Source organism: Agrobacterium sp. 16-2014-1-2a, assembly GCF_053522705.1.
Genome location: NZ_JBNWBX010000008.1, coordinates 127,996 through 154,084, shown reverse-complemented (window position 1 = coordinate 154,084; position 26,089 = coordinate 127,996). Strand labels below are relative to the sequence as shown.

23 protein-coding genes, 1 pseudogene and 1 riboswitch are annotated in these 26,089 nt (G+C 59.2%); of the genes and pseudogenes, 8 read left to right on the top strand and 16 right to left on the bottom strand.

Annotated features, from left to right (window positions below; translation table 11 throughout):
• Positions 1-17 precede the first annotated feature (17 nt).
• Positions 18-1,046 (top strand): methionine synthase, encoded by a 1,029-nt coding sequence (locus ACQZ45_RS21360; RefSeq protein ID WP_142851284.1) that lies wholly within the window; start codon positions 18-20, stop codon positions 1,044-1,046.
• A gap of 663 nt (positions 1,047-1,709) precedes the next feature.
• Positions 1,710-2,265, top strand: a pseudogene (locus tag ACQZ45_RS21355) (peroxiredoxin).
• On the opposite strand, the gene ACQZ45_RS21350 reads toward ACQZ45_RS21355, so the two are convergent.
• The 5 genes from ACQZ45_RS21350 to ACQZ45_RS21330 all read right to left on the bottom strand — a co-directional run bounded on the left by ACQZ45_RS21350 (position 2,255) and on the right by ACQZ45_RS21330 (position 7,394).
• Positions 2,255-3,040, bottom strand: coding sequence for an SDR family oxidoreductase (locus ACQZ45_RS21350; protein ID WP_065687618.1), 786 nt, complete (start codon positions 3,038-3,040; stop codon positions 2,255-2,257). The pseudogene ACQZ45_RS21355 and the gene ACQZ45_RS21350 overlap by 11 nt on opposite strands.
• Positions 3,041-3,069: 29 nt before the next feature.
• A complete protein-coding gene (locus ACQZ45_RS21345; protein ID WP_003517093.1) occupies positions 3,070-4,023 on the bottom strand; it encodes a sugar-binding transcriptional regulator in 954 nt (317 codons plus the stop codon).
• A 20-nt stretch (positions 4,024-4,043) separates the two neighbouring features.
• Positions 4,044-5,513 carry an FGGY family carbohydrate kinase gene (locus tag ACQZ45_RS21340; RefSeq protein ID WP_127966290.1) on the bottom strand — a complete coding sequence of 490 codons (1,470 nt, stop codon included), beginning with the start codon at positions 5,511-5,513 and terminating at the stop codon, positions 4,044-4,046.
• A gap of 115 nt (positions 5,514-5,628) precedes the next feature.
• Positions 5,629-6,585, bottom strand: a complete 957-nt coding sequence (locus ACQZ45_RS21335; protein ID WP_127966291.1) for a transketolase family protein — start codon at positions 6,583-6,585, stop codon at positions 5,629-5,631.
• Positions 6,585-7,394, bottom strand: coding sequence for a transketolase (locus tag ACQZ45_RS21330; protein WP_065704009.1), 810 nt, complete (start codon positions 7,392-7,394; stop codon positions 6,585-6,587). The genes ACQZ45_RS21335 and ACQZ45_RS21330 overlap by 1 nt, the downstream gene beginning before the upstream one ends.
• Positions 7,395-7,832: 438 nt before the next feature.
• Here ACQZ45_RS21330 and ACQZ45_RS21325 point away from each other — a divergent pair, with 438 nt between their 5' ends.
• The 4 genes from ACQZ45_RS21325 (at position 7,833) to ACQZ45_RS21310 (ending at position 12,277) form a co-directional block, all read left to right on the top strand.
• Positions 7,833-8,813: an ABC transporter permease gene (locus ACQZ45_RS21325; protein ID WP_003517084.1), complete on the top strand. Its 981-nt coding sequence runs from the start codon at positions 7,833-7,835 to the stop codon at positions 8,811-8,813.
• Between the two features lie 132 nt (positions 8,814-8,945).
• Positions 8,946-9,875 (top strand): sugar ABC transporter substrate-binding protein, encoded by a 930-nt coding sequence (locus tag ACQZ45_RS21320; protein ID WP_003517083.1) that lies wholly within the window; start codon positions 8,946-8,948, stop codon positions 9,873-9,875.
• 120 nt (positions 9,876-9,995) lie between these two features.
• Positions 9,996-11,474 (top strand): sugar ABC transporter ATP-binding protein, encoded by a 1,479-nt coding sequence (locus tag ACQZ45_RS21315; RefSeq protein WP_013637524.1) that lies wholly within the window; start codon positions 9,996-9,998, stop codon positions 11,472-11,474.
• 14 nt (positions 11,475-11,488) lie between these two features.
• Positions 11,489-12,277, top strand: a complete 789-nt coding sequence (locus tag ACQZ45_RS21310; RefSeq protein ID WP_003517081.1) for an SDR family oxidoreductase — start codon at positions 11,489-11,491, stop codon at positions 12,275-12,277.
• 121 nt (positions 12,278-12,398) lie between these two features.
• Here ACQZ45_RS21310 and ribB read toward each other — a convergent pair whose 3' ends face one another.
• From ribB to ACQZ45_RS21285, 5 genes are all read right to left on the bottom strand, one after another.
• The gene (gene ribB / locus ACQZ45_RS21305; RefSeq protein ID WP_013637525.1) at positions 12,399-13,040 is read right to left on the bottom strand and encodes a 3,4-dihydroxy-2-butanone-4-phosphate synthase; all 642 of its coding nucleotides are present in this window, start codon (positions 13,038-13,040) and stop codon (positions 12,399-12,401) included.
• 119 nt (positions 13,041-13,159) lie between these two features.
• Positions 13,160-13,309: riboswitch (FMN riboswitch) on the bottom strand.
• 148 nt (positions 13,310-13,457) lie between these two features.
• On the bottom strand, positions 13,458-15,563 hold the full coding sequence (locus ACQZ45_RS21300) for an ATP-binding protein (RefSeq protein ID WP_448742538.1): 2,106 nt from the start codon (positions 15,561-15,563) through the stop codon (positions 13,458-13,460).
• Positions 15,505-17,013, bottom strand: coding sequence for an ATPase domain-containing protein (locus tag ACQZ45_RS21295; RefSeq protein WP_003517052.1), 1,509 nt, complete (start codon positions 17,011-17,013; stop codon positions 15,505-15,507). Before ACQZ45_RS21295 ends, ACQZ45_RS21300 begins: the two co-directional genes overlap by 59 nt.
• A 589-nt stretch (positions 17,014-17,602) precedes the next feature.
• The gene (locus tag ACQZ45_RS21290; RefSeq protein ID WP_111783808.1) at positions 17,603-18,352 is read right to left on the bottom strand and encodes a pirin family protein; all 750 of its coding nucleotides are present in this window, start codon (positions 18,350-18,352) and stop codon (positions 17,603-17,605) included.
• 67 nt (positions 18,353-18,419) lie between these two features.
• Positions 18,420-18,995, bottom strand: a complete 576-nt coding sequence (locus tag ACQZ45_RS21285; RefSeq protein ID WP_025591641.1) for an isochorismatase family protein — start codon at positions 18,993-18,995, stop codon at positions 18,420-18,422.
• 138 nt (positions 18,996-19,133) lie between these two features.
• On the opposite strand from ACQZ45_RS21285, the gene ACQZ45_RS21280 reads away from it, so the two are divergent.
• Positions 19,134-20,015, top strand: coding sequence for a LysR family transcriptional regulator (locus ACQZ45_RS21280; protein WP_111783809.1), 882 nt, complete (start codon positions 19,134-19,136; stop codon positions 20,013-20,015).
• 13 nt (positions 20,016-20,028) lie between these two features.
• On the opposite strand, the gene ACQZ45_RS21275 is transcribed toward ACQZ45_RS21280, so the two are convergent.
• Complete coding sequence (locus ACQZ45_RS21275) at positions 20,029-20,358, bottom strand: winged helix-turn-helix transcriptional regulator (RefSeq protein ID WP_111783810.1); 330 nt, start codon at positions 20,356-20,358, stop codon at positions 20,029-20,031.
• Between the two features lie 108 nt (positions 20,359-20,466).
• On the opposite strand from ACQZ45_RS21275, the gene ACQZ45_RS21270 reads away from it, so the two are divergent.
• Positions 20,467-21,453, top strand: a complete 987-nt coding sequence (locus tag ACQZ45_RS21270; protein WP_111783811.1) for an NADPH:quinone reductase — start codon at positions 20,467-20,469, stop codon at positions 21,451-21,453.
• A 19-nt stretch (positions 21,454-21,472) separates the two neighbouring features.
• On the opposite strand, the gene ACQZ45_RS21265 is transcribed toward ACQZ45_RS21270, so the two are convergent.
• The 5 genes from ACQZ45_RS21265 to ACQZ45_RS21245 all read right to left on the bottom strand — a co-directional run bounded on the left by ACQZ45_RS21265 (position 21,473) and on the right by ACQZ45_RS21245 (position 26,042).
• Positions 21,473-22,363: a LysR family transcriptional regulator gene (locus ACQZ45_RS21265; RefSeq protein ID WP_003517041.1), complete on the bottom strand. Its 891-nt coding sequence runs from the start codon at positions 22,361-22,363 to the stop codon at positions 21,473-21,475.
• A gap of 77 nt (positions 22,364-22,440) precedes the next feature.
• Positions 22,441-22,716 carry a hypothetical protein gene (locus tag ACQZ45_RS21260; protein ID WP_111783812.1) on the bottom strand — a complete coding sequence of 92 codons (276 nt, stop codon included), beginning with the start codon at positions 22,714-22,716 and terminating at the stop codon, positions 22,441-22,443.
• A gap of 61 nt (positions 22,717-22,777) precedes the next feature.
• Positions 22,778-23,242 carry a nuclear transport factor 2 family protein gene (locus tag ACQZ45_RS21255; RefSeq protein ID WP_142851283.1) on the bottom strand — a complete coding sequence of 155 codons (465 nt, stop codon included), beginning with the start codon at positions 23,240-23,242 and terminating at the stop codon, positions 22,778-22,780.
• Positions 23,243-23,309: 67 nt separating this feature from the next.
• Positions 23,310-23,858: a carboxymuconolactone decarboxylase family protein gene (locus ACQZ45_RS21250; RefSeq protein WP_142851282.1), complete on the bottom strand. Its 549-nt coding sequence runs from the start codon at positions 23,856-23,858 to the stop codon at positions 23,310-23,312.
• Between the two features lie 123 nt (positions 23,859-23,981).
• The gene (locus tag ACQZ45_RS21245; RefSeq protein ID WP_448742537.1) at positions 23,982-26,042 is read right to left on the bottom strand and encodes a 2Fe-2S iron-sulfur cluster-binding protein; all 2,061 of its coding nucleotides are present in this window, start codon (positions 26,040-26,042) and stop codon (positions 23,982-23,984) included.
• Between the last annotated feature and the right edge of the window lie 47 nt (positions 26,043-26,089).

Sequence of the window (26,089 nt, the reverse complement as noted above, 5' to 3'; positions counted from 1 at the left end):
TTAGAAGAGGTCCCACCGTGAAGAAACTTCTCCCCACATCGACCGCTGGCAGCCTGCCGAAACCCTCCTGGCTTGCGCAGCCCGAAAAACTGTGGTCGCCCTGGAAGCTGGAGGGCGAGGAATTACTGGAAGGCAAGAGAGATGCCCTGCGCCTTTCACTGGACGATCAGCAACAGGCCGGCATCGACATCGTCAGTGATGGCGAGCAAACACGCCAACATTTCGTCACGACTTTCATCGAGCACCTCGACGGGGTCGATTTTGCAAAACGCGAGACAGTCAGAATTCGCGATCGCTACGATGCGAGTGTCCCGACAGTCGTCGGCGCCGTGTCTCGCCAGAAGTCCGTGTTCGTCGAAGACGCCAAGTTTTTGCGCCAGCAGACCAAACAACCCATCAAATGGGCGTTGCCGGGTCCGATGACGATGATCGATACTCTCTTTGACGGCCATTATAAGAGCCGTGAAAAGCTTGCCTGGGAATTTGCCGTGATACTCAACGAGGAAGCAAAGGAATTGGAGGCTGCCGGCGTCGATATCATCCAGTTCGACGAACCTGCCTTCAACGTTTTCTTTGACGATGTGAATGACTGGGGTGTCGCCACTTTGGACAGGGCAATTGAAGGGCTGAAGTGCGAGACCGCCGTCCATATCTGCTACGGTTACGGCATAAAGGCCAATACGGATTGGAAAAAGACACTCGGGTCAGAATGGCGGCAGTATGAGGAAACTCTCCCCAAGCTGCAGAAATCCGGCATCGGTATGATCTCCCTCGAATGCCACAATTCTCATGTCCCCATGGATCTTCTGGACCTTGTTCGAGGTAAGAAAGTGATGGTTGGGGCCATCGATGTGGCAAGCGATACCATCGAAACCCCGGAGGAAGTCGCTGCAACGCTGCGCAAGGCGCTTAAGTTTGTCGACGCAGATAAACTTTGCCCCTGCACCAATTGCGGCATGGCCCCCGTGTCTCGTCGTGTGGCAAGAGACAAGCTGAATTCCTTGAGCGCAGGAGCTGAGATCGTCCGAAGAGAGCTCACTGTTTAGTTTTTTGATAGTCTGAACCTGCGGATGGCAGCCGTTCGCCGCCACCGCGCCCATCGCGACAAACGCTGGGAGACTTACGAATGGCTATAAGGTCACGGCGCGGATCATCCTGACAGCTTCGACGGATGTCCGCCTCTTGGCGCAAAGCTGCCAAGACCGCCTGTTCTCTAAAAATCGGCCCTGTTTCTGCTGAGTGTCTGCGCCAAACGTCTCGGTTGGAAGACATTTATTCCAACGCCACCGACGTCTTCGTGACTTTCACCAAACAGAACAACTTCCCAGACGCCGAAAATCTCGGGAGCACGACGGCCGCTAAGATCGCCGAAAAAAGTGGGTCTCAGTCAGCAGGACGTATTTGCCGAGAGCAGCAATTGCCTTGTGGAAATGGGGAAAGTGGTGGCCACCCGGTAGCAGCGATCCCAAGACAAAGAAGCCGTTGCCCCAGAACATCGCTTCAGCGAAAATTCCAAAACGATACTATCGGCCAGAGACTTGGCAATCAGTGACTTTGTCAAATCGAATGAAGGTGTGGCGTTCGTATTCCATCAAGGCTGAATGCGCGAATCGCTACGGCAGCTTTGCACCTGCGCACTAGACATTGCGGTAGTATGAAAATCGGCTAACTTCGCAACGTCGACAGACAGGAAGAGCAACGAGGTGGCAATGATTGAACCCGGCGGGGATGAGCAATTAGTTACCCCACGTGACGACGGAGCAGCCAGGCATTTACCCGGGATGGAGTTGCCTAGCATTGGTTTGGTTGCGACGGATGGCACGGTAGTCGATCTGCGTGAGCCGGGGTTAACCGTGGTCTATGCTTACCCCCCGGACAAGCCCGCCCGGAGGCAAGGCTATTGACGGATGGGACGCAATACCCGGCGCGAGGGGATGTACACCACAGTCCTGTGCCTTCCGTGATCATTTCGCTGAACTGAAGGCATTGGGAGCAACGCGTCTGTTTGGCCTTTCTACGCAGACCACGGAGTATCAGCGAGAGGCAGCAGAGCGGCTTCACCTGCCGTTTCCTCTGATTTCCGATCATTCACTCCTTCTGGTGTCAGCCCTTCGCCTTCCAACTTTCCAGGCTGGAGGCCTGACACTGCTCAAGAGGCTCACGATGATTATCGAAACGGGCGTTATCAAGCATGTCTTTTACCCGGTCCATCCGCCAGAGAAGAACGCAGATGCCGTCATCGATTGGTTGAGTGCTACGACATGATCAGCCCGCCATCGACATTAATTGTCTGGCCGGTGATGTAGGCCGCATCCTCGGAGGCGAGAAACGCCACCAAGGCTGCCACTTCGGCTGGTGTTCCTGCGCGGCGCATAGGAATGTTGCGCACCCATTCGGCCATGAGTTCGCCGGGCTTATAGTCACCGAGCATCTGGCCCCAGACTCGATCGTTATAATCCCACATTTCGGTGTGGATGATGCCGGGGCAAATGGCGTTGACGGTGATGCCTTCGGGCGCCAGTTCCTTGGCCAGACTTTGCGTCAGGCCTACGACGCCGAATTTTGAAGCGGCGTAATGGGGGGTATAGATAAAACCCTGACGGGCCTGGCCGGAGGCGGTGTTAACCAGGCGGCCCTTGGTGCCACTTGCGCGGAAGCGGCGGATCGCCTCCTGGCAGCACAGAAACGCGCCCTTGGTGTTGACATCGAGGTTGAAGTCCCACTGTTCCTGCGTCAGCTCCTCGATCTTCGAAATGGTGATGACGCCGGCGTTCTGGACCGAGATGGAAAGCGGACCGATTGCCTCTTCGGCTGTGCCATAGGCCTCGCGCACCGCCGCCGCATCCCGCACATCGAGGATCACGCCATGGGTGACGGAGCCGGTTTCGTCCGCCAGCTTTTTGGCGGCATCATTGGTGTCCTTGTCGACAGAGGCGATGGCGACTTTCGCGCCTTCCTCGGCAAAACGGCGGGCGATGCCGTAACCGATGCCCTTGTTGCCTCCAGTCACGAATACGGATTGACCTTCAAAGCGCCTCATGTCTCCTCCTTATGGGATAACGGCTATGTTTATGTGCCGACCAGTCGTTCGGCGGTGAATTTGTCGGTGACGAGAACATCGATCACGCCGGTTCTGAGCGCGCCGGCGATCGCCTCGGTCTTTTTCGAGCCGCCGGCGAGTGCAATGACTCGGTCGACATTGGCAAGGTTCTCCAGCGGAAGGCCTATGACCCGGTCATCGAGCGGTGTCTTGACGGGCTTGCCGTCCTTGTCGAAAAACCTGAGCGAAATATCGCCCACGGCGCCCGCCTGTGCGAGATCGGCAAGCTCCTTGGCGGAAAAGATATTGCCCGAGCGGGCAAGAAGCTCCGATGGCTCGACGGCACCGACACCGACGATGGCGAGCGTGATCGAACCGAAAAGATCGATGGTTTCGCGCACGAAGGGATCGGCCAGCATCAAAAGCTTGGCCTCGCGAGAGGTGGCGACGCCGGGGACCGGCAGCAATTTCGGTTCGGCCTCCGTTAACCGCGCCAGCCGGGTGGTGATCTGGGTCGCGTGCGTCTGCACGGAAGGATCGCCCATGCCGCCCAGCGTCTGGACGATGTAACGCGCTTTGGCGCCCTTCAGCGGATGGATGTTTTCCACCATCTTGAAGATCGTCTGGCTCCAGCTGGAAACGCCGATGATCTCGTTTTGCGACAGCGTCACCTCGAGAAAATGCGCGGCAGCCTCGCCGATGCGGGCCATGATCGCGCCGTCGCGATCCTCGCTGCAATCGACGACAATGGCTTCCGGCAGATCGAAGCGTTCGCGAAGCTGTGCTTCAAGATCGCTATAGGTACCGGGCGGCGGAATGATGCTGGTGCGCACGATACCTTCCGTTTCGGCACGCTTCAGCATGCGCGAGACGGTGGCCTGCGAAAGATTGAGATGTTCGGCAATCTCCGCCTGCCGCCTGTGCTCGCTGAAATACATCTGCGCCACGCGGGATATCATCCGAAGTTCGTTGATCCTGCCCATAAGCCCTCCAGGGTGAATTTTTATTCACCCTTACCCGACGTCACAGGTAACGTCGAGCGCGCAATCGCGTCGCGCCAGACGGCAAGCCGTTGCCTGCCGTCACCGGACGAAGGCGCGATGGCGTTGCCGTGACTGTTGAGCGCGGCGATGGCGTCGAGATCACTCCATAGACCGAGTGCGAGGCCGGCAAGATAGGCCGCGCCAAGCGCGGAGGCTTCCGGCGCGTCACGCTGGATGACGGGGTGGTCCAGCATGTCGGCGACGCATTGCATGAGGAAACGGTTCTGGCTCGGCCCGCCATCCACGAACAGCTGTCCGAAGCCGGAGGGCGACTGCGCGCGCATGGTCGAGAAGACGTCATAAACCTGAAAGGCGATGGAATCGGTAACGGCGCGGGCCATCTGCGCGCGACTTGTGCTGAAATTGATCTGCGAAAATAGCGCGCGGCAATCTGAATCCCAATAGGGCGCGCCAAGGCCGACAAAGGCCGGGACGAAACCGGGGCCATCTGGTTCAGCGGTTGCGGCAAGCTCCACAAGAGATGCGACATCTGGCAGGCCGAGAATGTCCGTCATCCACGGCAGGGAGGCGGCAGACACAAGAATATTGCCCTCGAAGGCGAAAGTCGGCTTGCCGTTAATCCTCCAGGCAACTGTCGTGGTGATGCCGCGCTCTGGCGCGATGAAATCCGGCAGGGTCGTCATCACCGATGAGCCGGTGCCGAACGTCACCTTGCCGTCACCGGGATTGAAGGCGCCGTGGCCGAAGAGGGCGGCGTGGCTGTCGCCGACGGCAGCCAGAATAGGCGTGCCGTCCTTGATGCCGGGAACACCTGATGTCACGCCGAAGTCGCCGCTGCTGTCGCGCGGGTCGGGCAGGGCGTTGATGTCGATGCCAAAAAGGTCACAAAGCTCTTCGCTCCACACCTGCCGGTTGAGATCGAGCACCTGGCTTCGGGCCGCGTTGGAGGCGTCGCAGGCATGCACCTTGCCGCCGGTCAGGCAGTGGATCAGCCAGCTATCGATGGTGCCGAGGCGAAGGCTGCGGCCCTTCGGCGCACGCTCCAACAGCCAGCGCATCTTGGCGCCGGGAAACATCGGGTCAATAGGCAGGCCGGTCAGCGCCATGACACGTTCGGAATGGCCCTTGCCGATGAGATCGGTGCATTCCTGCGCGGTGCGACGGCATTGCCAGCTCAAGACCGGGCCGAGCGGCTCGCCGGTTTCACCGTCCCAGATCGTCACCGATTCGCGCTGGTTGGAAATGGCGATGGCTTCAATGCTGACGGCAGAGGGTGCCGAAGACAGGCAGGCGGAAATCGCTTCGCGCACCGAGGCCCAGATACGGTTCGGATCCTGCTCCACCCAGCCGGGCTGCGGATAGGTGATGCCGACCGGCGATGAACCGCGCGCCAGCAATTCTCCTGTTTCAGAAACGAGAATGGCCTTGGAATTGGTGGTGCCCTGATCGATGGACAGAATGGCGCGCATCACTTGAGTTCTTTCGTCGGCAGTTTTTTCGTTTCAGCCTTGCGGTGATTAAACGACGATATTGCAAAGGGTGTCGCCGCGCATCCGAAGACACGCGACGACCCTGGGAGGAGACTTACTTTCTCTTGAGCAGCGCTGCTGCAGCCTCCGCGATGGCCGCGGGTGCCATGCCAAACTCATCGAGCAGCCATTCTGCCGAGCCGGTATGGGCAAAGACGCCCGGAACGCCGAGGCGCTTCATCGGCACGGGGGCATGATCGACAACAACTTCGGCGATGGCAGAGCCGAGACCGCCGAAGATCGAATGTTCTTCAGCCGTCAGGATTGCGCCGGTTTCCTTCGCTGCGGCAATGATGGCCGCCTCGTCGATCGGGCGCACGGTCGCCATGTTAAGCACACGCGCCTTGATGCCACGGCCGGCCAGAATATCGGCGGCCTTGACGATGCGGTGTGTCAGCGTGCCATTGGCGATCATCGTTATGTCGGAGCCTTCGCGCAGCAGGTTGGCGCGGCCGAGTTCAAAGACGTGGCCATCAGGCAGAAGGTCGGGCACGCCGACGCGCGACAGGCGAAGGAAGCAGGGGCCGGCATAGTCCGCAGCCCATTTGACGGCGGCGGCCGTTTCGATGCGGTCGCAGGGGGCAATGACCGGCAGGTTCGGCAGAACGCGGGTCCAGGCGAAATCCTCGATCGAGTGATGTGTCGGACCCAGTTCGCCATAGGCCATGCCCGAGGAGATGCCGATGAGCTTCACATTGGCGTTGGAATAGGCGAGGTCTGCCTTGATCTGTTCCAGCGCGCGACCGGTCAGAAAGCAGGATGCGCCGCAGACGAAGGGAAGCTGGCCGCCATTGGCAAGGCCGGCGCCGACGCCCACCATGTTCTGTTCGGCAATGCCGACATTGACGAGGCGCTCGGGGAACTTCGACTTGAAGCCGCCGAGCTTCGAGGAGCCGACCGAATCGTTGCAAACGGCCACGACCCTGTCGTTTGCAGCGGCCAGCGCTTCCAGCGTTTCGGCGAAGGCGTCGCGGCAATCATAGAGTTTGGCGGCGGTTACGGGCGCGTTCATTACAATGCCTCCGAAAGTTCTTTGACGGCAATTTCGTATTGTTCCTTGCTTGGAACCTTGTGGTGCCAGTCGACGCGGTCCTGCATGAACGAAATGCCGTGACCCTTATTGGTGTGCGCGACGATGCAATGCGGGCGCTCGCTGCGATGTTCGAGCGCCGGAACGATCTCTTCCATCGCGTTGCCGTTGATTTCGCTCACCTCCCAGCCGAATGCTTCAAGCTTCGGGCGAAGCGGCGCGACATCGTTGGTTTCCGAGATCGCAGCACCCTGCTGGAAACGGTTATGGTCGATGATAAGCGTCAGATTGTTAAGCTCGAACTGCGCGGCGGACATGATGGCTTCCCAGTTGGAGCCCTCCTGCATCTCGCCATCGCCGGTCATGACATAGGTATGGTAATCCGCTCCCGAAAGCTTGGCCGCCTTGGCCATTCCGACGGCAACTGGAAGCCCGTGGCCAAGCGGGCCGGTATTGGTCTCGACCCCAGGTACCTTGTTACAGTTGGGGTGGCCATTGAGGCGGGAATTGGGTTGCAGGAAGGTCGAGATTTCCTCTTCCGGGATAAAGCCACGTTTGGCGAGCGTCACATAAAGCGCGCAGGCGGTGTGGCCTTTCGACAGCACGAAACGGTCGCGGGCAGGGTTCTTCGGTTCGTCCGGCCAGATGCGCAATACGCGGAAATAAAGGGCGGTCATGATGTCGATCGCCGACATTTCTCCGCCGATATGGCCGGCACCCGCTTCGAAAACAGCCTGGACGTCGCGAAGGCGAATCTGGCGCGCAATGCGCTCTAGCTCTGTGGGCTGCATGGGATCCTCTTCAAAACATGCGTGTGAATATTTATACAGCTGTTTATATAATTGCAGACGTGGCGTTTCTGTCAAGCCGGAATTGTGAATTGTCCTGTTTCAATCCGTGCCGATTATTTCTATCGCTTCATTTTCACCAATGATGAAGCGTACCTCCCCGCCTCATTCCTGGGTCCGTCAAAGGAACCTGCTCAGCCCAAGTCCTTGGGCTGAAAGGGCTCTCCTTGCTACGCAGACGCGCTTGCGCTGGATTCCCGCGATGTGAGCCGGAACGGGATGGGAGGCGCTCGTGCGCAGCCATCCCATCACCCGCAAGGCTCGCCCCGGCCTCCAAGCCTATTGACAAGTTTCTCTCAACTGGCTTATGCATGTTTCACCGAGCATGAATAATTATTCTAATCGGTTTAAAAAAATGCAAGATAGCCACTTGGAGGAGCCATGTCCGTGCTTGAACGCAATGAGGGGGTTACGCACACCAGAAGCCCGCTTGCCTGGCTAAGCGGTGCGACCGGACCTCTTTTGGGCCTGCTGCTGCTGTGTGTCTTCCTGACCTTCACCAGCGAAAATTTTCTGTCGCTTCGAAACGGTCTCAACATCCTCGACCAGATCACCGTGCTCGGCATCATGGCCGTTGGCATGACCTTCGTCATTCTGCTCGGCGGCATCGATCTGTCCGTCGGTTCGGTGCTGGCGCTGTCTATGATGATCATGGGCTGGACAGCCAATGTCGCGGGCATGCCCATGGGCATGGCCATCATGCTGGCGCTCATCGCATCCGCAGCCTGCGGCCTTGTCGTCGGCGTTCTCGTCACCGCCTTCCGAGTTCCGGCCTTCATCGCGACGCTTGCCATGATGTCGGTGGCGCGCGGCCTTGCCAATATGATCACGGACGGTCAGCAGATCGTCGGTTTCCCTGACTGGTTCATGATGCTGGCCATCGACCGCCATTTCGGCGTACTGACGGCGACCGTGCTGCTGATGCTGGTCGTTGTTCTGGTGTCGTTTCTTTTCCTGCGCTTCCGCTCCGAAGGCCGCACCGTCTATGCGGTTGGCGGCAACCCGGAAGTGGCGCGACTTGCCGGCATCAACGTCGCCTTGGTGACGATCTGCGTCTATGTTGCCTGTGCGGTTCTTGCCGGTCTGGCGGGTATCGTTCTTGCAGCCCGTCTCGACTCGGTGCAGCCCTCCAGCGGTTTTGGCTACGAGCTGGATACGATCGCGGCTGTCGTCATCGGCGGGACCTCGCTTTCGGGCGGTGCCGGCGGCATCGGCGGAACGCTGATCGGCGTGCTCATCATCGGTGTGCTGCGCAACGGCCTCAACCTGCTCAATGTTTCTCCCTTTCTGCAACAGGTCATCATCGGTGTGGTTATCGTGCTGGCCGTGGGCGCTGAAACATTGCGCCGGCGCAGAAGCTGAATTTGCCTGCGGAGGGCGATGAGCCGTCCGCGCAATAGACGACCCTCCCGGTATGGGAGGCGTGAAAAGCGGCCAAAGGGGAGGAGGTTTGATCTGCCCGAAGGTCAAAAATCAACAAATGGAGGAATAATCATGAAATTTTCACGCATTCTGCTGACATCCGCCGCCCTTCTGGCCCTGTCGCTCGGTTCAGCCAACGCCGCCGAAGTCAAGAAGATCGGCCTTGCCGTTGCCAATCTTCAGGCGAACTTCTTCAACCAGATCAAGCAGGCCGTCGAAGCCGAAGCCAAGACGCGCGGCATCACCGTTGTCACCGTCGATGCCAAGGGCGACGGTCCGACGCAGGTCAACCAGATCCAGGATCTCCTGACGCAGAACATCGACGCGCTGATCTATATTCCCGCTGGTGCCGCTGCGGCGACCGTTCCGGTCAAGCTTGCCAAGGCGGCCGGTGTGCCTGTCATCAACATCGACCGCAATGCCGACGGCGCACCGGGCGATACCTTCCTCGCCACCGATTCCGTCGCTTCCGCCAAGTCGGTCTGCGACTACATCATCAAGCAGGCAGGCGGCTCGGGCAAGATGGTCATCATTCATGGCCAGAAGGGCACGACACCGGAAGTCGACCGCACCAAGGGCTGCATGGAATCGGTCAAGGCCAATTCCGGCGTGAAGATCGTTGCCGAACAGTGGTCCAACATGTGGAGCCAGGATGAAGGCTTCCAGATCATGCAGAACATGCTGCAGGCCAATCCGGACGTTTCCATCGTCTTTGCCCAGGCAGACGGTCTGGCGCTCGGCGCGGCACAGGCGATCAAGGTCGCCAACCCCTCGCAGAAGATCGTCGTTGGCGGCTTCGATGGCGACACGGCAGCGCTTGAGGCGCTGAAGAACGGCGTCTTTGACGTGACAGCGACGCAGCAGACCCAGAAGATGGGCCGCACGGCTGTCGAGATGGCCGTCAAGATCGTCGGCGGCGAGAAGGTTCCGGCCGTGCAACTCTCCGAGGCGACGCTGACGACGAAGGAAAACGTCGACGGCTTCATTGCCAACCATCCCTGATGCATCCGCCCCCGCGCACTCCAGCCGGATGCGCGGGGGCGTCATCTGTTCGTTTTCAGGCAATTCGGACGCAAAGCCGTGGCGCATCGCTGCCACGCGTGTTTCCCAGGAGGTCCCGTCATGCGCGAGCCGGTTCTTTCGCTCCGTGGCATCAGCAAACGTTACGGCCCGCTCGAGGTTCTGAAAAGCGTCGATCTCGACGTCTATCCGGGTGAAGTCGTGGCGTTGCTGGGTGAAAACGGGGCGGGCAAGTCCACCCTGTCAGGCATCATCGCCGGTTCCCGCGAGCCGTCAGAAGGAAAGATGACCTGGCTTGGCCAGCCCTATACGCCCGCTTCGCCGCGTGAGGCGATAGACAAGGGCATTGTACTCATCCATCAGGAGCTGAAGCTTCTGCCGGAGCTTTCCATCGCCGAAAACGTCTTTATCGGCCGCTGGCCGATGAAGAACGGCATCGTCGACCGCGCCGAAATGGTGCGAAGGGCGCAGCAGCAGCTGGCGCGTCTCAATCTGCATATTCCCGCAACCCGCAAGGTTTCGGGCCTTTCGACCGCGAACCAGCAGCTGATCGAAATCGCCAAGGCGCTGGCGCTCGATGCCAAGCTGCTGATCCTCGACGAGCCGACGGCGGCCCTTGGCGGTGCGGAAACCCAGGCCCTGTTCGAGCAGGTTCGCAAGCTGCGCGCAGAGGGCGTAGGCATCATCTATATTTCCCACCGCATGGAAGAGATCAAGCAGATCACCGACCGCATCGTCGTGCTGCGCGACGGTGAGCGGGTGCATGAATTTGAAGACAGCGCGACACCGGTGCGCACCATCGTCGAAAGCATGGTTGGCCGGTCGTTGGAACGCCTGTTCCCGGCGCTGCCCGAACCGCAGGAAAAAACGGTGCTGGAGGTCAAGGGGCTGACTGGCACGGGCAATTCTTTCCGCGACATCAGTTTCGGCGTCCGTGCAGGCGAAATTCTTGGAATTGCCGGGCTGATCGGCGCGGGGCGTACCGAACTGGTGCGTGCCATTTCCGGTGCCGATCCGACCAGTGCGGGCGAGGTTTTGCTCGATGGACAGGTACTGACGCTGAAAAGCCCGGCGGATGCGATTGCGAAGGGCATCGTCATGGTGCCGGAAGACCGCAAGCTTCAAGGGCTGGTTGTCGAGCATGAGATCGGTGAGAACCTGATCTACGCCAATCTCGACCGTGTCGGCACCGGCTGGATAACGCCTAGCATCAAGCGTGCTTTTACGAAGGAGGCAATTGCCAAATTCGGCGTGAAGGGCCGCAGCGAACAGCCTGCCTCGGATCTCTCCGGCGGCAACCAGCAGAAGGTCGTCATCGCCAAATGGCTTGCACGTAACCCGCGCGTGGTTGTGCTGGACGAGCCGACGCGCGGCATCGATGTCGGCGCGCGGGCTGGCATTTACGATATTATCGTCGGTCTGGCCAAAAGCGGCGTTGCCGTCATCGTCGTCAGTTCCGATCTCGAAGAGGTGCTGGGCGTTTCAAACCGTATCCTCGTTCTTGCACAGGGAAAACAGGCCGGAATCCTCAATCGCGACGAGGCCAACGACGTCTCGGTCATGGAACTGGCAACCATCTGAAGAAGGAAATAGAGATGTCCACCATCACGCTCAACGCGCCGAAACTTTTCGATCTTTCCGGCCAGGTGGCGTTCGTCACCGGTGCCGGTTCCGGCATCGGCCAGCGGATCGCCATGGGGCTTGCCCAGTCCGGTGCCGATGTCGCGCTGCTTGACCGCCGCACCGATGACGGCCTGGCGCAGACGGCCGATTTCATTGCCAGGGCTGGTCGCAAGTCGATCCAGATCGCCGCCGATGTTACCAGCAAGCAGGCGCTGAGCGAAGCGGTAGCACGCACGCAGGCCGAACTCGGTGCTCTCTCGCTTGCCGTCAATGCCGCCGGCATCGCGAACGCCAATCCTGCCGAGGAAATGGAGGAAAGCCAGTTCCAGACGATGATGGACATCAACCTGAAGGGTGTGTTCCTCTCCTGCCAGGCGCAAGCCAATGCCATGCTGAAGAACGGTCGCGGTGCAATCGTCAACATTGCCTCCATGTCCGGCGTCATCGTCAATCGCGGCCTGATGCAGTGCCACTACAATGCATCGAAGGCTGGCGTCATCCACATGTCCAAATCCATGGCGATGGAATGGGTGGGGCGCGGCATCCGCGTCAACACCATCTCGCCGGGTTACACCGCGACGCCGATGAACACGCGGCCGGAAATGGTGCACCAGACGAAACTGTTCGAAGAGCAGACCCCGATGCAGCGCATGGCGGGCGTCGATGAAATGGTCGGCCCGGCGATCTTCCTGCTGTCAGATGCGGCGAGCTTCGTGACGGGCGTGGACCTTTTGGTAGATGGCGGGTTCTGCTGCTGGTAGGGTTTGCGCGGCAGCGCCGCTCGGATCGATGACCACGTGCAAGAGGCAAGGTGGTCTGCCTTTTGATTTTACGCCCGGCTTTCGCCGGGCGTTTTTTATTCACCGCACAGGCGCGTGAAGACTAGGCAACCTGCTTCTGCGCCACTTCCTCGACAACCTCGCCCTTCAGATAGGCAACGAGGTCCTTGATCGTCACGACGAGCAGGCCGTGGCGTTCGGCGAAGATTTCCAGCTGGGGTAGGCGGGCCATGGTGCCGTCGTCATTGGCGACTTCGCAGATGGTGCCGCAGGGGTACTTGCCGGCCAGGCGGCACAGATCGACGGCGGCTTCCGTGTGGCCGGTGCGGCCGAGCACGCCTGCAGGGTTGGCGCGTAGCGGGAAGATATGGCCGGGGCGGGCGAAATCTTCGGGACGCGAGCCTTCCGATACCAGCGCACGCACGGTTTTTGCCCGGTCTGCAGCGGAAATGCCTGTCGTGGTGCCGGGAATATAGTCCACGGAGACGGTGAAGGCTGTCTTGAGGGATTCGGTATTGCGCGACACCATCAGCGGAATGTCGAGCGCGTCGAGGCGCTCTCCCGGCATGGCGACGCAGATCAGCCCGCGCGCATGGTTCATCATGAATGCGATCTGCTGCGGGGTTATGCTGTCGGACGCGGCGATGATATCGCCTTCGTTTTCGCGGTCTTCGTCGTCAACGACAATTACCATCTCGCCACGGGATATGGCTTCGATTGCGTCTTCAATTTTAGCAATGGTCATTTTCTTTCAAGCCTTTCAAGGGTTATGCCGTTTTGCGGCATTTTCGCGCTTCAAGAAGCGCCAAATATCCCTTGGGCGAACAATGCAATGCGAAGCCCGCTGCATGCGGGCGTCTTTTGCCTTGTCCTCTTCCATCCGGACTATACCGTCGGCTCCGGCCTCCCACCGGATCTGCTGACCTTCCGGCTTTGGAGACCGGAAGCGCTCGCGGGCTCCGGGAAAATCCCGATACCGCCGGTGGGGAATTGCACCCCGCCCTGAGAACATTGCCAACATAAGTTATCAAATGGGGAGGACGCAAGCGGCAATATTTTGCCAGGCTCCGCGCGCGCGAAACGGATATCCCGATTATATTCGAGACCGGGTATTTCATTTCGGAATAAGAATTGTCTGGGGTAAGAGACCAGAAGGCGGCGTTTACGTCGGATCGTTAAACAGCTTATGAAGCTCCCGCTCCAGCTGATCCTGCGTATAAGGCTTGCCAAGCCGTGCAACGTCAAGATCAACTCCAGGCGGCAGTTCTGCATAGCCCGAGGCGATGAGTATCGGAAGCTTTGGGACAATATGGCGCACTGCAATCGCCAGATCTCCGCCGGTCATGCCGGGCATTGAATAGTCGGTGATCAGGAGGTCAAAGCCGGTTCCGTCTCCCAGATGTTCCAGTGCCTCTTTCCCCGAATGCGCTTCAACGACATCGTGACCGAGGTCCATCAGCATATCGGCTGAGCTCATCGCTATGAGAGGGTCGTCATCCACCAGCAGTATTCGTTTCGGTCCTGATGCGCTCGCGGTCGGGCCAGCCGAGACCTCAATCGCTGCGGAGTCATTTGTGATTTCGGATGTCGAGATTGGGATCCACAGTTCCGCCCTTGTGCCCTTACCCAGTTCGCTTGTCAGCTTGAGGTCGCCTTTCAACTGGGACGCCAGGCCATGGATCATGGAAAGACCAAGTCCGGTGCCTTTTCCAAGTTCCTTGGTCGAAAAAAACGGCTCGATAGCCTTTTGCAGTGTGTCACGATCCATTCCGTGGCCCTGGTCGACGACCGAGAGGGCGACGTAATTGCCTGCCGCAAGCTCACCGGCCTGGACGTTCTGATGGACATGGTCCAGCCCGATAACGATCTCGCCTCCGTCAGGCATGGCATCACGGGCATTGACAACGAGATTGAGGAGCGCGAGCTCGACCTGGTTGGCGTCGGCCGAGACCAGAGGAAGGTGATCTGGCACGTCAGTTTTGATCACCACAGTCGAGCCGACGGACCTTTTCAGAAGGTCTTCCATTCCGGTAACCAGCGCTCGCATATCGACCGGGTCAATGCGTAGGTCCTGCCTGCGCGAGAAAGCGAGAAGCCGTTGGGTGAGGGAAGCGCCACGTTTTGCGCCCTGTTGGGCACCCTCGATGAGGCGGATTGCCCTTGCGTCATTGCCAACGCACTTTCGCAGCAACTCAAGATTACCGAGGACGGCCATCAGGAGGTTGTTGAAATCGTGCGCCACGCCGCCGGTGAGTTGGCCGATCGCTTCCATCTTCTGGGACTGGCGCAAGTGTTGCTCAGCTCGTTCTCGTTGGCTTACCTCTTCCATGACAGTAGCATATGCTTCTTCCAGTTCACGCGTTCGCTCCGCGACGCGCTCTTCCAGAACCTCATTCAACTGCCGTTGATGCTCTTCCGCTTTCAGACGTGAGGTTATGTCGGCCGATACGCCAACAAGCTTGATGGCCTTGCCAGTGCGGTCCCTGTAGAGCTGGGCACGGATCTCCACCCAGTGGGTAGACCCGTCATTCCAGACCGTTCGGTATTCTATCGCGTAGTCGGCGCCCGTTTCGATCGTTGCACGAACAGCCAACTGCATGCGCTCGAAGTCATCAGGATGGACCGATGCTAAGAGGTCCGCATAGGAAAACTCTTCGTCGGGACCGCGGCCAAAGATTAATCGACATGTTGCCGAAGTGGTCAGTTCATTGGTTGCAAGATCGAGCTCCCACGCGCCAAGTCGGCCGGCGGCAAGGGCCGTCTGGAGGCGACGCTCGCCTTCATCTAGTGCTTCCATTCTGGCCCGGGCATCGAACTGCCGCCGGCGACCGCGCATGGCCGACCGGGCAACGCTTATGAAAGTCGTCGCATGAAAAGGTCGCTCGACAAAGCTCACATTTCCCAGAACCTCAGAGAGCCTCGCCGCAGTCGGGTTGCGTTCAGGTCCTCCGCCGCGGTTTGTCAGGATAATGAATGGCAAATCAGACCAACTGGGCTGCGCTGCGATCCAAGCAAAAATCCCTTTCAGGTCCGCTGAACGAAATGCCTCCTCGGTCACCACAGCGAAGGCGATGTTGTCCCCCAGACCTGCGACAAACGACGCAATGTCAGCCACGGTGGTGGAAGATACACCAGCTTCCTTCAGGAGTGACGCTGCAATTTGCGCATCGCGGCCGATCGGAGCATAGACAAGTGCGCGTGTGTCGCCGTTAGGAATTCTTGCTACCCTCCCCGTTGAGAGGAAGAAGCGGGTGTTGATCGCCGACAAAGTTTGGAACGCCGCGAAGGATGCCCTGGAAGTCGGAAAGTGGTTCTCCGAGGGTCAGTCCGTTGCCGGATATTCTGAACTCACGGATCGTGTCTTCGTGAGGGCCTGTGCGCTTCTTGATCACTGATACGGCGCGACGCACTTTTCCGAGCGCCTCGAAATATCTCAGAAGGATGACGCTATCTGCCAGATAAGTGACATCGACGGGCGATTTCATGTCCCCGACGAGGCCATGCTGGGCGACCGTCAGGAATGTGTTGGCTCCCTGCCTGTTGAGGTACTGTAGCAGTTCGTGCATGTGCAAGATGAGAGCATTCTCTTCCGGCATGGAAGCCTGGTAGCCATTGATGCTGTCGATCACCACTGTCTTGGCATCGAAAGTTGATACCCGGTCGCGCACACGCTGTGCAAATTCCCCCGGTGATAGTTCGGCGGCATCGAGTTGCTCGATGTGGACGTGCCCATCTGCCTGCAGCTTCTCCAAGTCGATACCCATTGATCTGGTGCGTGCGTAAAGGAGACCAAGTTCCTCATCGAAAATGAAGACCGCAGCCTTTTCCCCACGCTCGACTGCGGCGTTGACGAACTGCAGAGCAAACAGGCTCTTTCCGGTTCCAGCAGGGCCGATGAGGAGAGTGCTTGATCCACGCTCCACGCCCCCACCGAGAAGGCCGTCGAATTGGGAAAGACCGCTCGACAGGGTCGTTCGTTCGAATTCGGTTCTGTGCTCAATCGCGCGAAGGCGCGGAAAAACTGCAACGCCACCAGTCTTGATAGTGAAATCATGATAGCCGCCGCGAAACGACTGACCGCGATACTTGATCACTCTCAACCGACGCCGCTCGGAGCCGTAATCGGGAGCAAGCTGTTCGAGATGAATGACACCGTGGACTACGCTATGGACCGTCTTGTCAAAATTTTCCGACGTCATGTCATCAAGCAGCAGCACCGTTGCATCGGAGCGAGCGAAGAAGTGTTTCAATGCGAGGATTTGTCTGCGGTATCGCAACGAACTCTGCGCTAGAAGGCGAATTTCAGAGAGGCTATCAATTACGACGCGCTGGGGTTTGATCCGCTCAAAGGCTTGGAAAATCAGTTTTGTCGTTTCACCCAACTCGAGATCTGAGGAGTAGAGCAGGCTTTGCTGTTGCTCGGCGTCGAGAAGGCTTTCCGGGGGGACGAGTTCAAATATCTCGATCCCGCTACCAATCTCCATGCCATGCGATCTGGCGCAATCGCGCAATTCTTCGTCCGTTTCCGACAGGCTGATGTAAAGGCAGCGCTCGCCGCGTATTTCTCCTTCAATAAGGAACTGCAAAGCAATCGTTGTTTTGCCCGTCCCTGGAGAGCCCTCAAGTAAAAAGACATGCCTGCGCGTAAAGCCACCGGAAAGAACATCATCCAGTCCCTTGACGCCAGTTTCTGCTTTTTGACTTAAAACCTGATGCATGTTTCCTCCGGACTTTCTAAAACATCTAGGGCGCGACCTCAGGAGAATCAAGGGCGTAGCGGCGGGAGTGTCTGAGCCCGGACTGCCAATGGCGCCCGCCTCAGCGCCGCAGCGCGCAGCGTTTGGCGACGGTTGGCACCGTAATTTGTAGAGGCCTGAAGCTGACTTCGCCGGGTACGCGTGGCTCTTTCGGGAGTAATCTGCGGAGGTCAGGTCACAAACAGCATAATCTCGATTGCGTCCCCGGGGAAGAAGGTTCTTCTTCCGAAGACTGGATCAACCTTAAGCACTGAAGCAAACCCTCCTCAGTTGCGTGTTTTCAATGGCACGCGCTTTGTGTCCACTCGGACGCCACGGTCTTCGTGATCCGCACCAGCGATCGCTATGAAGATTGGGATGGTAGCGACGATTAGCCAGAACTGCTCTTCCGTTCATCGAGGGTGGCCACGGAAGGCGCTGGCGATGGTGCCGACCTAGTGGTGCCCTTTGCTATGCATAAAAACACCATCGGTGGGTGACACCGAAACGTTGGAAGAGACTTGGCGCGAGAAAGCCCCTGGTTCACGTTTGCGCCGCTCGAAGAACGACTTCAGCGGCCCCGTTTCTGGTTGCCGCTGAACATGCCGCCACGATATACCTGGACGTCAGTATCGAACGAGAACAAGACGATATCGGTGTCGGTCAATGCCGTTGGATGTTGTTCGAACGAGGTCACGAACACGCTCTCTCCGTCGGAGACCGTCTCGTTTCCAAATCGAATTTTCCCCTTGAAGACAAAGAGCAGGCAAGCCAACCCGGAGTTATCAGGGGTTGGCAATCTCAGCGTCGTGCCTGCGCTGAGGCGCACGTCAAAGACCCAGACATCGGATCTTACCGTCAATGGCGCTTTTCGTGGCCCTGCAATCAGTCTCCAGCTATCGTCACTGAATTCATCGACGAAATCATGAAACTGCACCATTGGCTCAAGATTTTGAGCGTTAGGACGCAGGAAAATCTGTAGGGCCCGGACGGGTGTTTCCCCAAGCATAAGCTCTTCATGCTGGAAGTGATGGCCGGCGTTCATCATCATGAAACGTGTCTTGTCGAGCTTTTTCTCGTTTCCGACGGTGTCTCGGTGGAGCATCTCGCCGCCGCGCATGTAGGTCAGTATTTCGTCGTCCTTGTGCGGATGCATGCCTATGAGATGACCCGGCTGAACCTGGGCGCGGTCAATCCTGCCGATGGGTCCGATCCCGCTGTCGTCGGTTGTCAGTGACAGCCCCGGATACATGATCTCGACGCCGAAGCCCCGGCCGATATTGCCGCGCATACGTCCTGCAGGGATTTTGGTGATGGTCATTGGACTGTTTCCTTCGATCTCGGGCGCGGGCGACAGTCGCCCGCGCCGAACACAGCGACTTGCGTTGTCAGTGGTAGTTCAGGATGCCGACGAGCTTCTGGCCGAGCGGGCTCGTCCAGTCGACGGCGAGTTCCGAGATGATCTGGTCGACAGTGGTGATAATTGCGCCTGCCTTTTCCATGCGCCTCAGGGCGATATCGTCGCCGTATTTGGTGTAAGAGGCGGATGCGTCCGCCGAGACCTGCACCTCGTAACCTTCATCAAGCATCTGAAGGACCGGAAAGGTGACGCAGATTTCCGTGGTCACGCCTGCAACGAACAGCTTCTTGCGGCCGATCGCCTTGACGGCCTGGTTGAAGCCGTTGTGGTGCATGGCGTTGACGATACCCGGGCGCTTGATGCGGGCTTCGAACGCCTCGGGCAGGATTTCCTTGAGTTCCGGAATCAGCGGCCCCTGGATTTGTTCTTCCATGCTGGACGTCAGGATGGTCGGGATGTTGGCGGCTTTGGCGATCCGGGCAAGCTTGAGTGCGTTCTGCTTGACCAGGTTGATGTCGTGGGAGTGGGTCCAGGCCATCGTGCCGATCTGATGGTCGATCAGCAGCATGGCGGAATTCTCGGGAGTAAAAACGTCCTTATGCATTGTCGTATTCCTTTTTGCGTTGTCGGCGGCTGTCGGGTTGGATTTGGGTCCGCTCGATGAGTGGAATTTAGCGTTGCGATAGACGGCACGGTAGCTCTAGGATGAGCCACTCTGTGGAACGGAAAATGGAACGCAATAATGGTCAGCTTCGAAGATATGCAGACTTTCGTTGAGGTTGCCGATGGCGGCGGGATCACGGTTGCGGCGCGACGTCTCGGATTGCCGAAATCCATCGTCAGCCGTCGCCTCGTTCGTCTCGAGAGCGAGCTGGGCGTCCAGCTCCTCGCCCGGACCACACGAGGTGCGTCGCTGACGGAGGCTGGAGCGTCGTTTCGCGAGCATGCCGCGCGCATGTGCCTGGAAATGGAGGTTGCGCGTGAGGAGATGGCGCCGACCGGGGAGCTTCGGGGACGGCTGCGCGTCGCCGTTCCGTCATCCTTCGGTCCGCGGCATTTTGCGCCAGCGCTCGCCGAACTGGCCCGCCAGCATCCGCTCTTGCAGCTCCATGCGCACTACAGCGACCGTTACGTCGATCTGGTGGCGGAAGGCTTTGATTGCGGGATACGTGTCGGTTATCTGCAGGACTCGAACCTGACGGCAAGGAGGATCGGTGCATTCGCGGCTGGATTGTTTGCCAACCCCGAATACCTCCGGAACCATGGCGTCCCGCGAAAGCCTTCCGATCTGCTTGACCATCAGGCGATCCTGCAGGGTACCGAGAGCTGGAAGGTGTCCGATGGCAGCCGAACCATCGTCATCAATGCGCAGGGAAGGTTCAAGGCGGATAGTGCCCTTGGCATTGCCGAAGGAACGGCAGCCGGACTGGGCATCGCTGCACTGCCGGTTGTGATCGCGGAAAGCTATGTTGCCGCAGGGACCCTTGTGCCGATTATGTCGGACTACGGCCTGCCGGAGATCGGCGTTTACATCGTGCGTCCGCCAGGATCGCACGTGTCCCGGAAGGTCAGGGTGCTAATCGACTTCTTGGTGCAGCGCTTCGCGGCAAAGCCCGGTCCCTGACGCGGACGACCGGTCATGCCTTCGTGGATTGACAGCGACCCTGGAAGGAAACTCCCCAGTCGCGCATCGCCATCAGCACGGGGGCCAGCGTTTTTCCGAATTCGGTGAGGGAATATTCGACGCGCGGAGGGACCTCGGCGAAGACCTTGCGGCTCACGATCCCGTCGGCCTCGAGTTCGCGGAGCTGCATCGTGAGCGAGCGCTGGCTCGGATCGCCGACCAGGCGGCGCAGCTCTCCAAACCGGTATGGACCGTCGAGTAGACGATAGATGATCATCGGCTTCCACTTGCCGCCCGTGACATCGACGGTAACTTCTACCGGGCATTTTGGGCCAACAGCCATTCAGTTCTCCATTAGTGTACTTTTTATTCCTATAGGCAAAACTGTTGCCTACTTGCAAGTTTGCCTGTGTCACGCCCAGATGGAAGCCACATTTAGGAGAGGTGTGTTATGCGAGCTGCGTTCTACGAACGGCAAGGAACTGCGAGAGAAGTCTTGACCGTTGGCGAGCTTCCCGATCCCCAGCCCGGGGCGGGGGAAGTCCGGGTCAGGGTCATGGTCTCGGGCATCAATCCTTCGGACATCAAGACGCGTGTCGGCTTCGGCGGTAAGGCCATGCCATTTCCCAGAATCGTTCCGCATCAGGACGGGTCGGGCGTCATCGACAGTGTCGGCCCCGGCGTGTCGCAGGAACGTATAGGCGAGCGGGTGTGGGTTTACATGGCCCAGACGGGGAGGGCGTTCGGGACGGCTGCGGAATTCGTCGTGGTGCCGTCGAGGCAGGCAGTCAGGCTGGCCGACAACGTGCCCTTCGGGGTCGGTGCGTCGTTCGGCGTCCCCGCGATGACGGCGCATCGATGCCTGTTTGCCGATACAGACCTGCGAGGTAAGCGGGTTCTCGTGCAGGGTGGCGCCGGTGCGGTCGGTAACGCCGCCATTCTTCTTGCAAAGTGGGCAGGGGCGTGGGTGGCGGCAACGGTGAGCCGCGACGAACAGGCAGACGTTGCCCGCGCAGCCGGAGCCGATCTCGTCGTCAACAGGCATGCCGGTGATGTTGCTGTGAAAATAAGGTCAGCGACCGATGGTCACGGCGTCGACCGTATTGTCGACGTGGACATTTCCGCCAACATCGACACGGCAATCGCCTGCCTTGCGCGTGACGGGGGCGTGTCGGCTTACTCCACGGGATCGCCGCAAGCCATGCTCTCGATCCCGTTCTTTCCGGCGCTCGTTGGTGGTTTTTCTTTCCGTTTCGTCTACGTCTATACGATGCCGGAAACAGCGATGCGCGATGCCGCCGAGGAAGTCTCGGCCTGCGCGGCTTCGGGAGCCTACGTTCCCAAGATCGCCGTAACGCTTGGGCTTGATCAGATTGCCGAGGCCCATGAACTGCAGGAAAGCGGCAAGGCCATCGGCAAGATTCTGATTGGTTTTTGATCTGCCCGCTGCGCCCGGATCAGTTCAGGAGACGGTTCTCACGCAGGCGGGCAACTGCCATGTCAACGAAAGCCCGCACTTTTGCGGGTGCATTCCGACCCTCTGGATGCATGATGTGGATAGGCAGGGGCGGCTCTTCAAACTCGCTGAGCACGATCTGAAGGTCGCCCGCCATAAGGTCAGGGCCAATCTGGTAGTTCAGCACGCGCGTCAGTCCCCAGCCCTCGCGTGCGGAGGTTATGGCCGCTTCGTTGGTGTTGCATTGAAGAGCAGCGTCTATCGTCACGCGGAAATCATCGGAAAAGCGCCATTCAGGGGAGGCCCAGGCGCTGGTGGACGCCGCGATGCGATGATCCCTGAGGTCGGATGGCGTTGTCGGAATGCCATGTCGGTCAAAGTATGCCGGTGAACCACATACCACACGCCTGACGCTCCCGACCTTTATGGCGGAGAGGCCGGAGTCGGGGAGGTGACCTATGCGGACAGCGACATCGATGCCTTCATCGACAATATTGACAGGCCGGTCGATAAACAGGGTTCGCGCCTTCATGGTCGGAAATGCGTCCAGAAAGCCCGTCACGACGGGCAGCACATACATCTGCCCGAACATGACCGAAGCAGTTACGGACAGGGTGCCTGTCGGTGTAGCGTAGGAGCCTCCCGCTGCCGCCTCTGCTTCAGCAATGTCTGACAAAATCTTGCGGCAGTCCTCGAAATACCGGGCACCCGCCTCGGTCATTTTTACCGAACGGGTCGTTCGCACGAACAGGCGTGCTCCGATGATATCTTCCAGGGCTGCAACAGACCGTGTGACGGCAGGAGCACTCATGTGCATCTGGCGGGCGGTATCTGCGAAACTTTCGGTCTCCGCTACTTTCACGAAAATCCGCATTGCCTGCCAACGATCCATCCGGTCCCCCATGCCCTCGATACGGTGTCCATAGTAGAATCCTGGACGACAAGACCGCAAGCCGTCCGCGGCATGGATTAGCTGCCAGCGACCTGTTGGTTGGCAGCAGCAAGGTGCTCGATTTCGACGCAGCTTCGCTCACAAAGGCCAGCGGCGCTTGCACGTGCACGCGTGTGCTCATTGACCGCGAGTGCAAACGCTATGGCCCTCGCTATTTTCAGATCGAAGCTCAGGCCACGGCGTGCCAGATCGATTTCCGCACCCGTCAGCCCAAGCGCACGGCTATCGTCTTCCTGCTTGCGCTTCCGCGACAGGTCGCCGCTCGATGCGGTAAGAGCGAGTTCAACGGACACTCGAACTCGCTCGTTGAGTTTGAACGACGGCATTGACGAGGCCAACGGACCGACGCCCGGCTCAAAAGCCGAAGTCGCTGAGACCGGGATGGTCGTCAGGCCTTCGGCCGAGCGGCCAGTGAAACCTGCGGTCGGCTTCAGCGATCGGGTGTTCGTTGATGCTGGCGTGACGCGCCCGCATCAGGCCGTCTTCGGCAAACTCCCAATTCTCGTTCCCGTAGGCCCGGAACCACTGGCCGCTCTCATCATGATATTCGTAGGCGTAGCGCACCGCGATCCTGTTGCCCGTGAATGCCCAGAGTTCCTTGATCAGGCGGTAGTCGAGTTCCCTGTTCCACTTGCGGCCCAGAAAGGCCTCGGCTTCATCGCGGCTCGTTACGAATTCGGCACGGTTGCGCCAGCGAGTATCCACCGTGTAGGCGAGCGCTACCCTGGCAGGATCGCGGCTGTTCCAGCCATCTTCCGCAAGGCGGACCTTTTCGATGGCGCTCTGTTCAGTGAAAGGGGGAAGCGGGGGACGGGACATTGTGATGGCTCCAGGTTTCGTAAGGGGAGGGAAGGATGACGGCTCTCGCGTCACCCCGTCCTGAATGTCATGCCGCAAGACGATCGATACGCGGGAAATCGATCTCGGTATCGAGGGCTTCGTTGACGTAGTTTGTAAAGGTATTAAGCGCGACATGCGCAATGATCTCGACGATTTCCGCGTCGCTGTAGCCGGCGTCCCAAACTTTTACGATTTCCCCAGGTGCCACCGAGCCACGCGCGGTCGTCAGGGCGCGGGCGAATTCGACGGCTGCCGCAGCCTTGGCGTCGTTCGATGTTCCGCGGCGGTTCGAAGCGATCTCCGCTTCATCGAGCTTGGCGAACTTCGCTCCGGTGAAGGTGTGCGCCGAAAGGCAGTAGTCACAACCGTTGGCTTCGGCCATAGCCAGGGCGATCCTTTCCCGAGTGGCGGGTGCAAGCTTGCCCTTGCCGAGCGCACCCTGCAACGAGGCGAGGCCGTTGAGGGCCGCTGGGCTGTTGGAGACGAGGCGGAAGATATTCGGCACGGAGCCGATCTGCTTCTGGATGGTCTCCAGGATCGGCCGTGAGGCTTCGGGCGCCTCCTCAATCGTGGCGGGGGTAGGAATGCGTGACATGGTATTCTCCTTTAATGGTTTTGAGAGACGTCGCTCTCTGATCCTCAAGATGATTGGTAACCGGTTGTTGTTGAACGTCGAAAAGCAGGAAGGGACTGTTGCGTCAGGCGTAGTAATGTTGGTTTAGACGGCGATCTGGATGCCGCCTTCCTGGCTCGCTGGAATGGCACAGCAAAGGAGGATCTCGTCATCGTCAACCTTCGCTGTCGGCTCCTTCAGGTACGTCACAGCGCCTTTGACGAGTTTTGTTTTGCACGTACCGCAATTGCCTTCGCGGCAACTGAACTCGGGCTGAAGACCGCGTGCTTCTGCAAGTTCCAGCAGCGTTCCGGAGCCGGGTGCCCAGCGGGCCTCCTTCAGCGAGTTCGTGAATATGACAGGCACCGGCTTGTCGGATGGCAGCGCACGCAAAGGGGTGGCCCTGGCATCTTTGGTGTCTACAGACCGAACCAGCGACGAGGGCCCGAACGCTTCCGCGTGGATACGATCGTCTGCAATGTTGTAGCCGCGTAAACCGTCATAGAGCGCCTGCGTAAACTCCGGCGGACCACACAGATAGAAGTCGTAGTCGTTGAACGGCAGATGCTTGGTGAGCATAGCCATGTCGATACGGCCGGCAGTATCGTAGTCGGAGCCCTCTGTGGCATCGCCGATGTCGCTGAGAACTCGCACTAACCGGACCACGCCCTTGGCCGCAGCCACGAGTTCGGCGATCTCCTTGTCGAAAGGTCGCTCGGCTTTCGTGCGGGCAGCGTGGAACAACGTGATCGGCCGGATGCGCTGTTTGCGAATTCCCTCGTAGACGACATGACGGAGCATGGCGAGCAGCGGCGTGATGCCGACACCACCGGCAAGGAGCACTGCAGGGCGCGTGGCACGGGCGTCAACACCGAACGCCCCTGCGGGGGGCCGCGCCTCAATCACGTCGCCAACGGAGATGCTGTCGTGCAGAAACTGCGACACGAGCCCATCGCGTTTGACACTGATGCGGTAGATGCCATCGGACGGTGCGACAGACAGGGTGTAGGTCCTGACAACAGGCCGCTCGCTTCCCGGCAGCACCAGCCGGATCGGGAGGTGCTGCCCGGCAGCATGCGGCAGCAACCCCGCGCCGTCGCTTGGCTGGAGATGGATCGAGCGGATCGTCGTGCTTTCCTCGACGATCCTGGTGACCGTCATCGGCCGCCACGTGTCTGAAAGTCCGGTGGCACGCATCCGGTCTGCTGCCTGCGCCCAGTTCCCGGTCATCAGAGAATTCGGCGACCATCCATCCTTCTGGAATGCCCAGCGGAGTGCGAGTGCATTCGGTCTCCGGACGATCCGGGTTGGCCTGAACGTCCAGAGCCGTTCCGCGCCCTGGAAGGCCGCAATCTCGGGTGATTCCAGGATGACGTCGGCTTCGCCTGTCATCTGCAGCACATCGCCCGTCGCGAAGTCTACGAAGAGCAGACCTGCTTTCTTGTTCAGCAGAATATTCCCCAGTGTCGAGAAGAAAAGGTTTCCGTCGAAATCGGGAATTGTCAGAACGTCATCATCGCCAACGCGGACGAAGCCGGCATTCCCGCCGCGATGCGAAACGTCAACCTGGCGCCTGTCTTCGCGGTCGACATAGGAGGCAACGAAGAACGCGTCCGCAGTCTTGATCGTGGAGCGAGCAAGGTCGTCAAGCTCGGACAGGTCTTCAGGCTGGTTCTGGCTTGGTTGGCCGGGTGCCCTCTCGAATTGGAAATCCCGCAATTGTATGTAGCGCGGGCAGTTGCCGAAGCTCTGATCCACATCGATCCGATAACCGTTCGCTGCGGTGGAGACAAAGCCGTTCATGCGATTGCGGCGACGCGTGTGCATCTCGATGCCGAGCAGGCCGATCGGTTTGCCGTCCGCCATTCCTTCGCTGGCGGGGTCGCTTGGCTCCAAGGTAGAGCGGATATCGAGCGTGGTCGGCGTAGGAGAGGACATGAAGCCGGGTCGGCCCTCGACAAAAGTGGCCCATGCGTCATCGTGGCCATCCACACTGCCAAGGACGATGAACGGGAGCTGGGCATAGAAGTCCCGATGCTGATCCGGCATGAAATCGCGAACGACCCGCTGGCCGACGACCTCCATACGCTCGGCGACACCGACTTTTTCCTGGATGAACTTCTCGCCTTCGTGCCATGTCGGCAGTTTTGTCAAAGTGTCGGTCATGTCAGCTCTCCTAAGAAGGGATCGGGCACGCTTCGGCGCGCACCCGA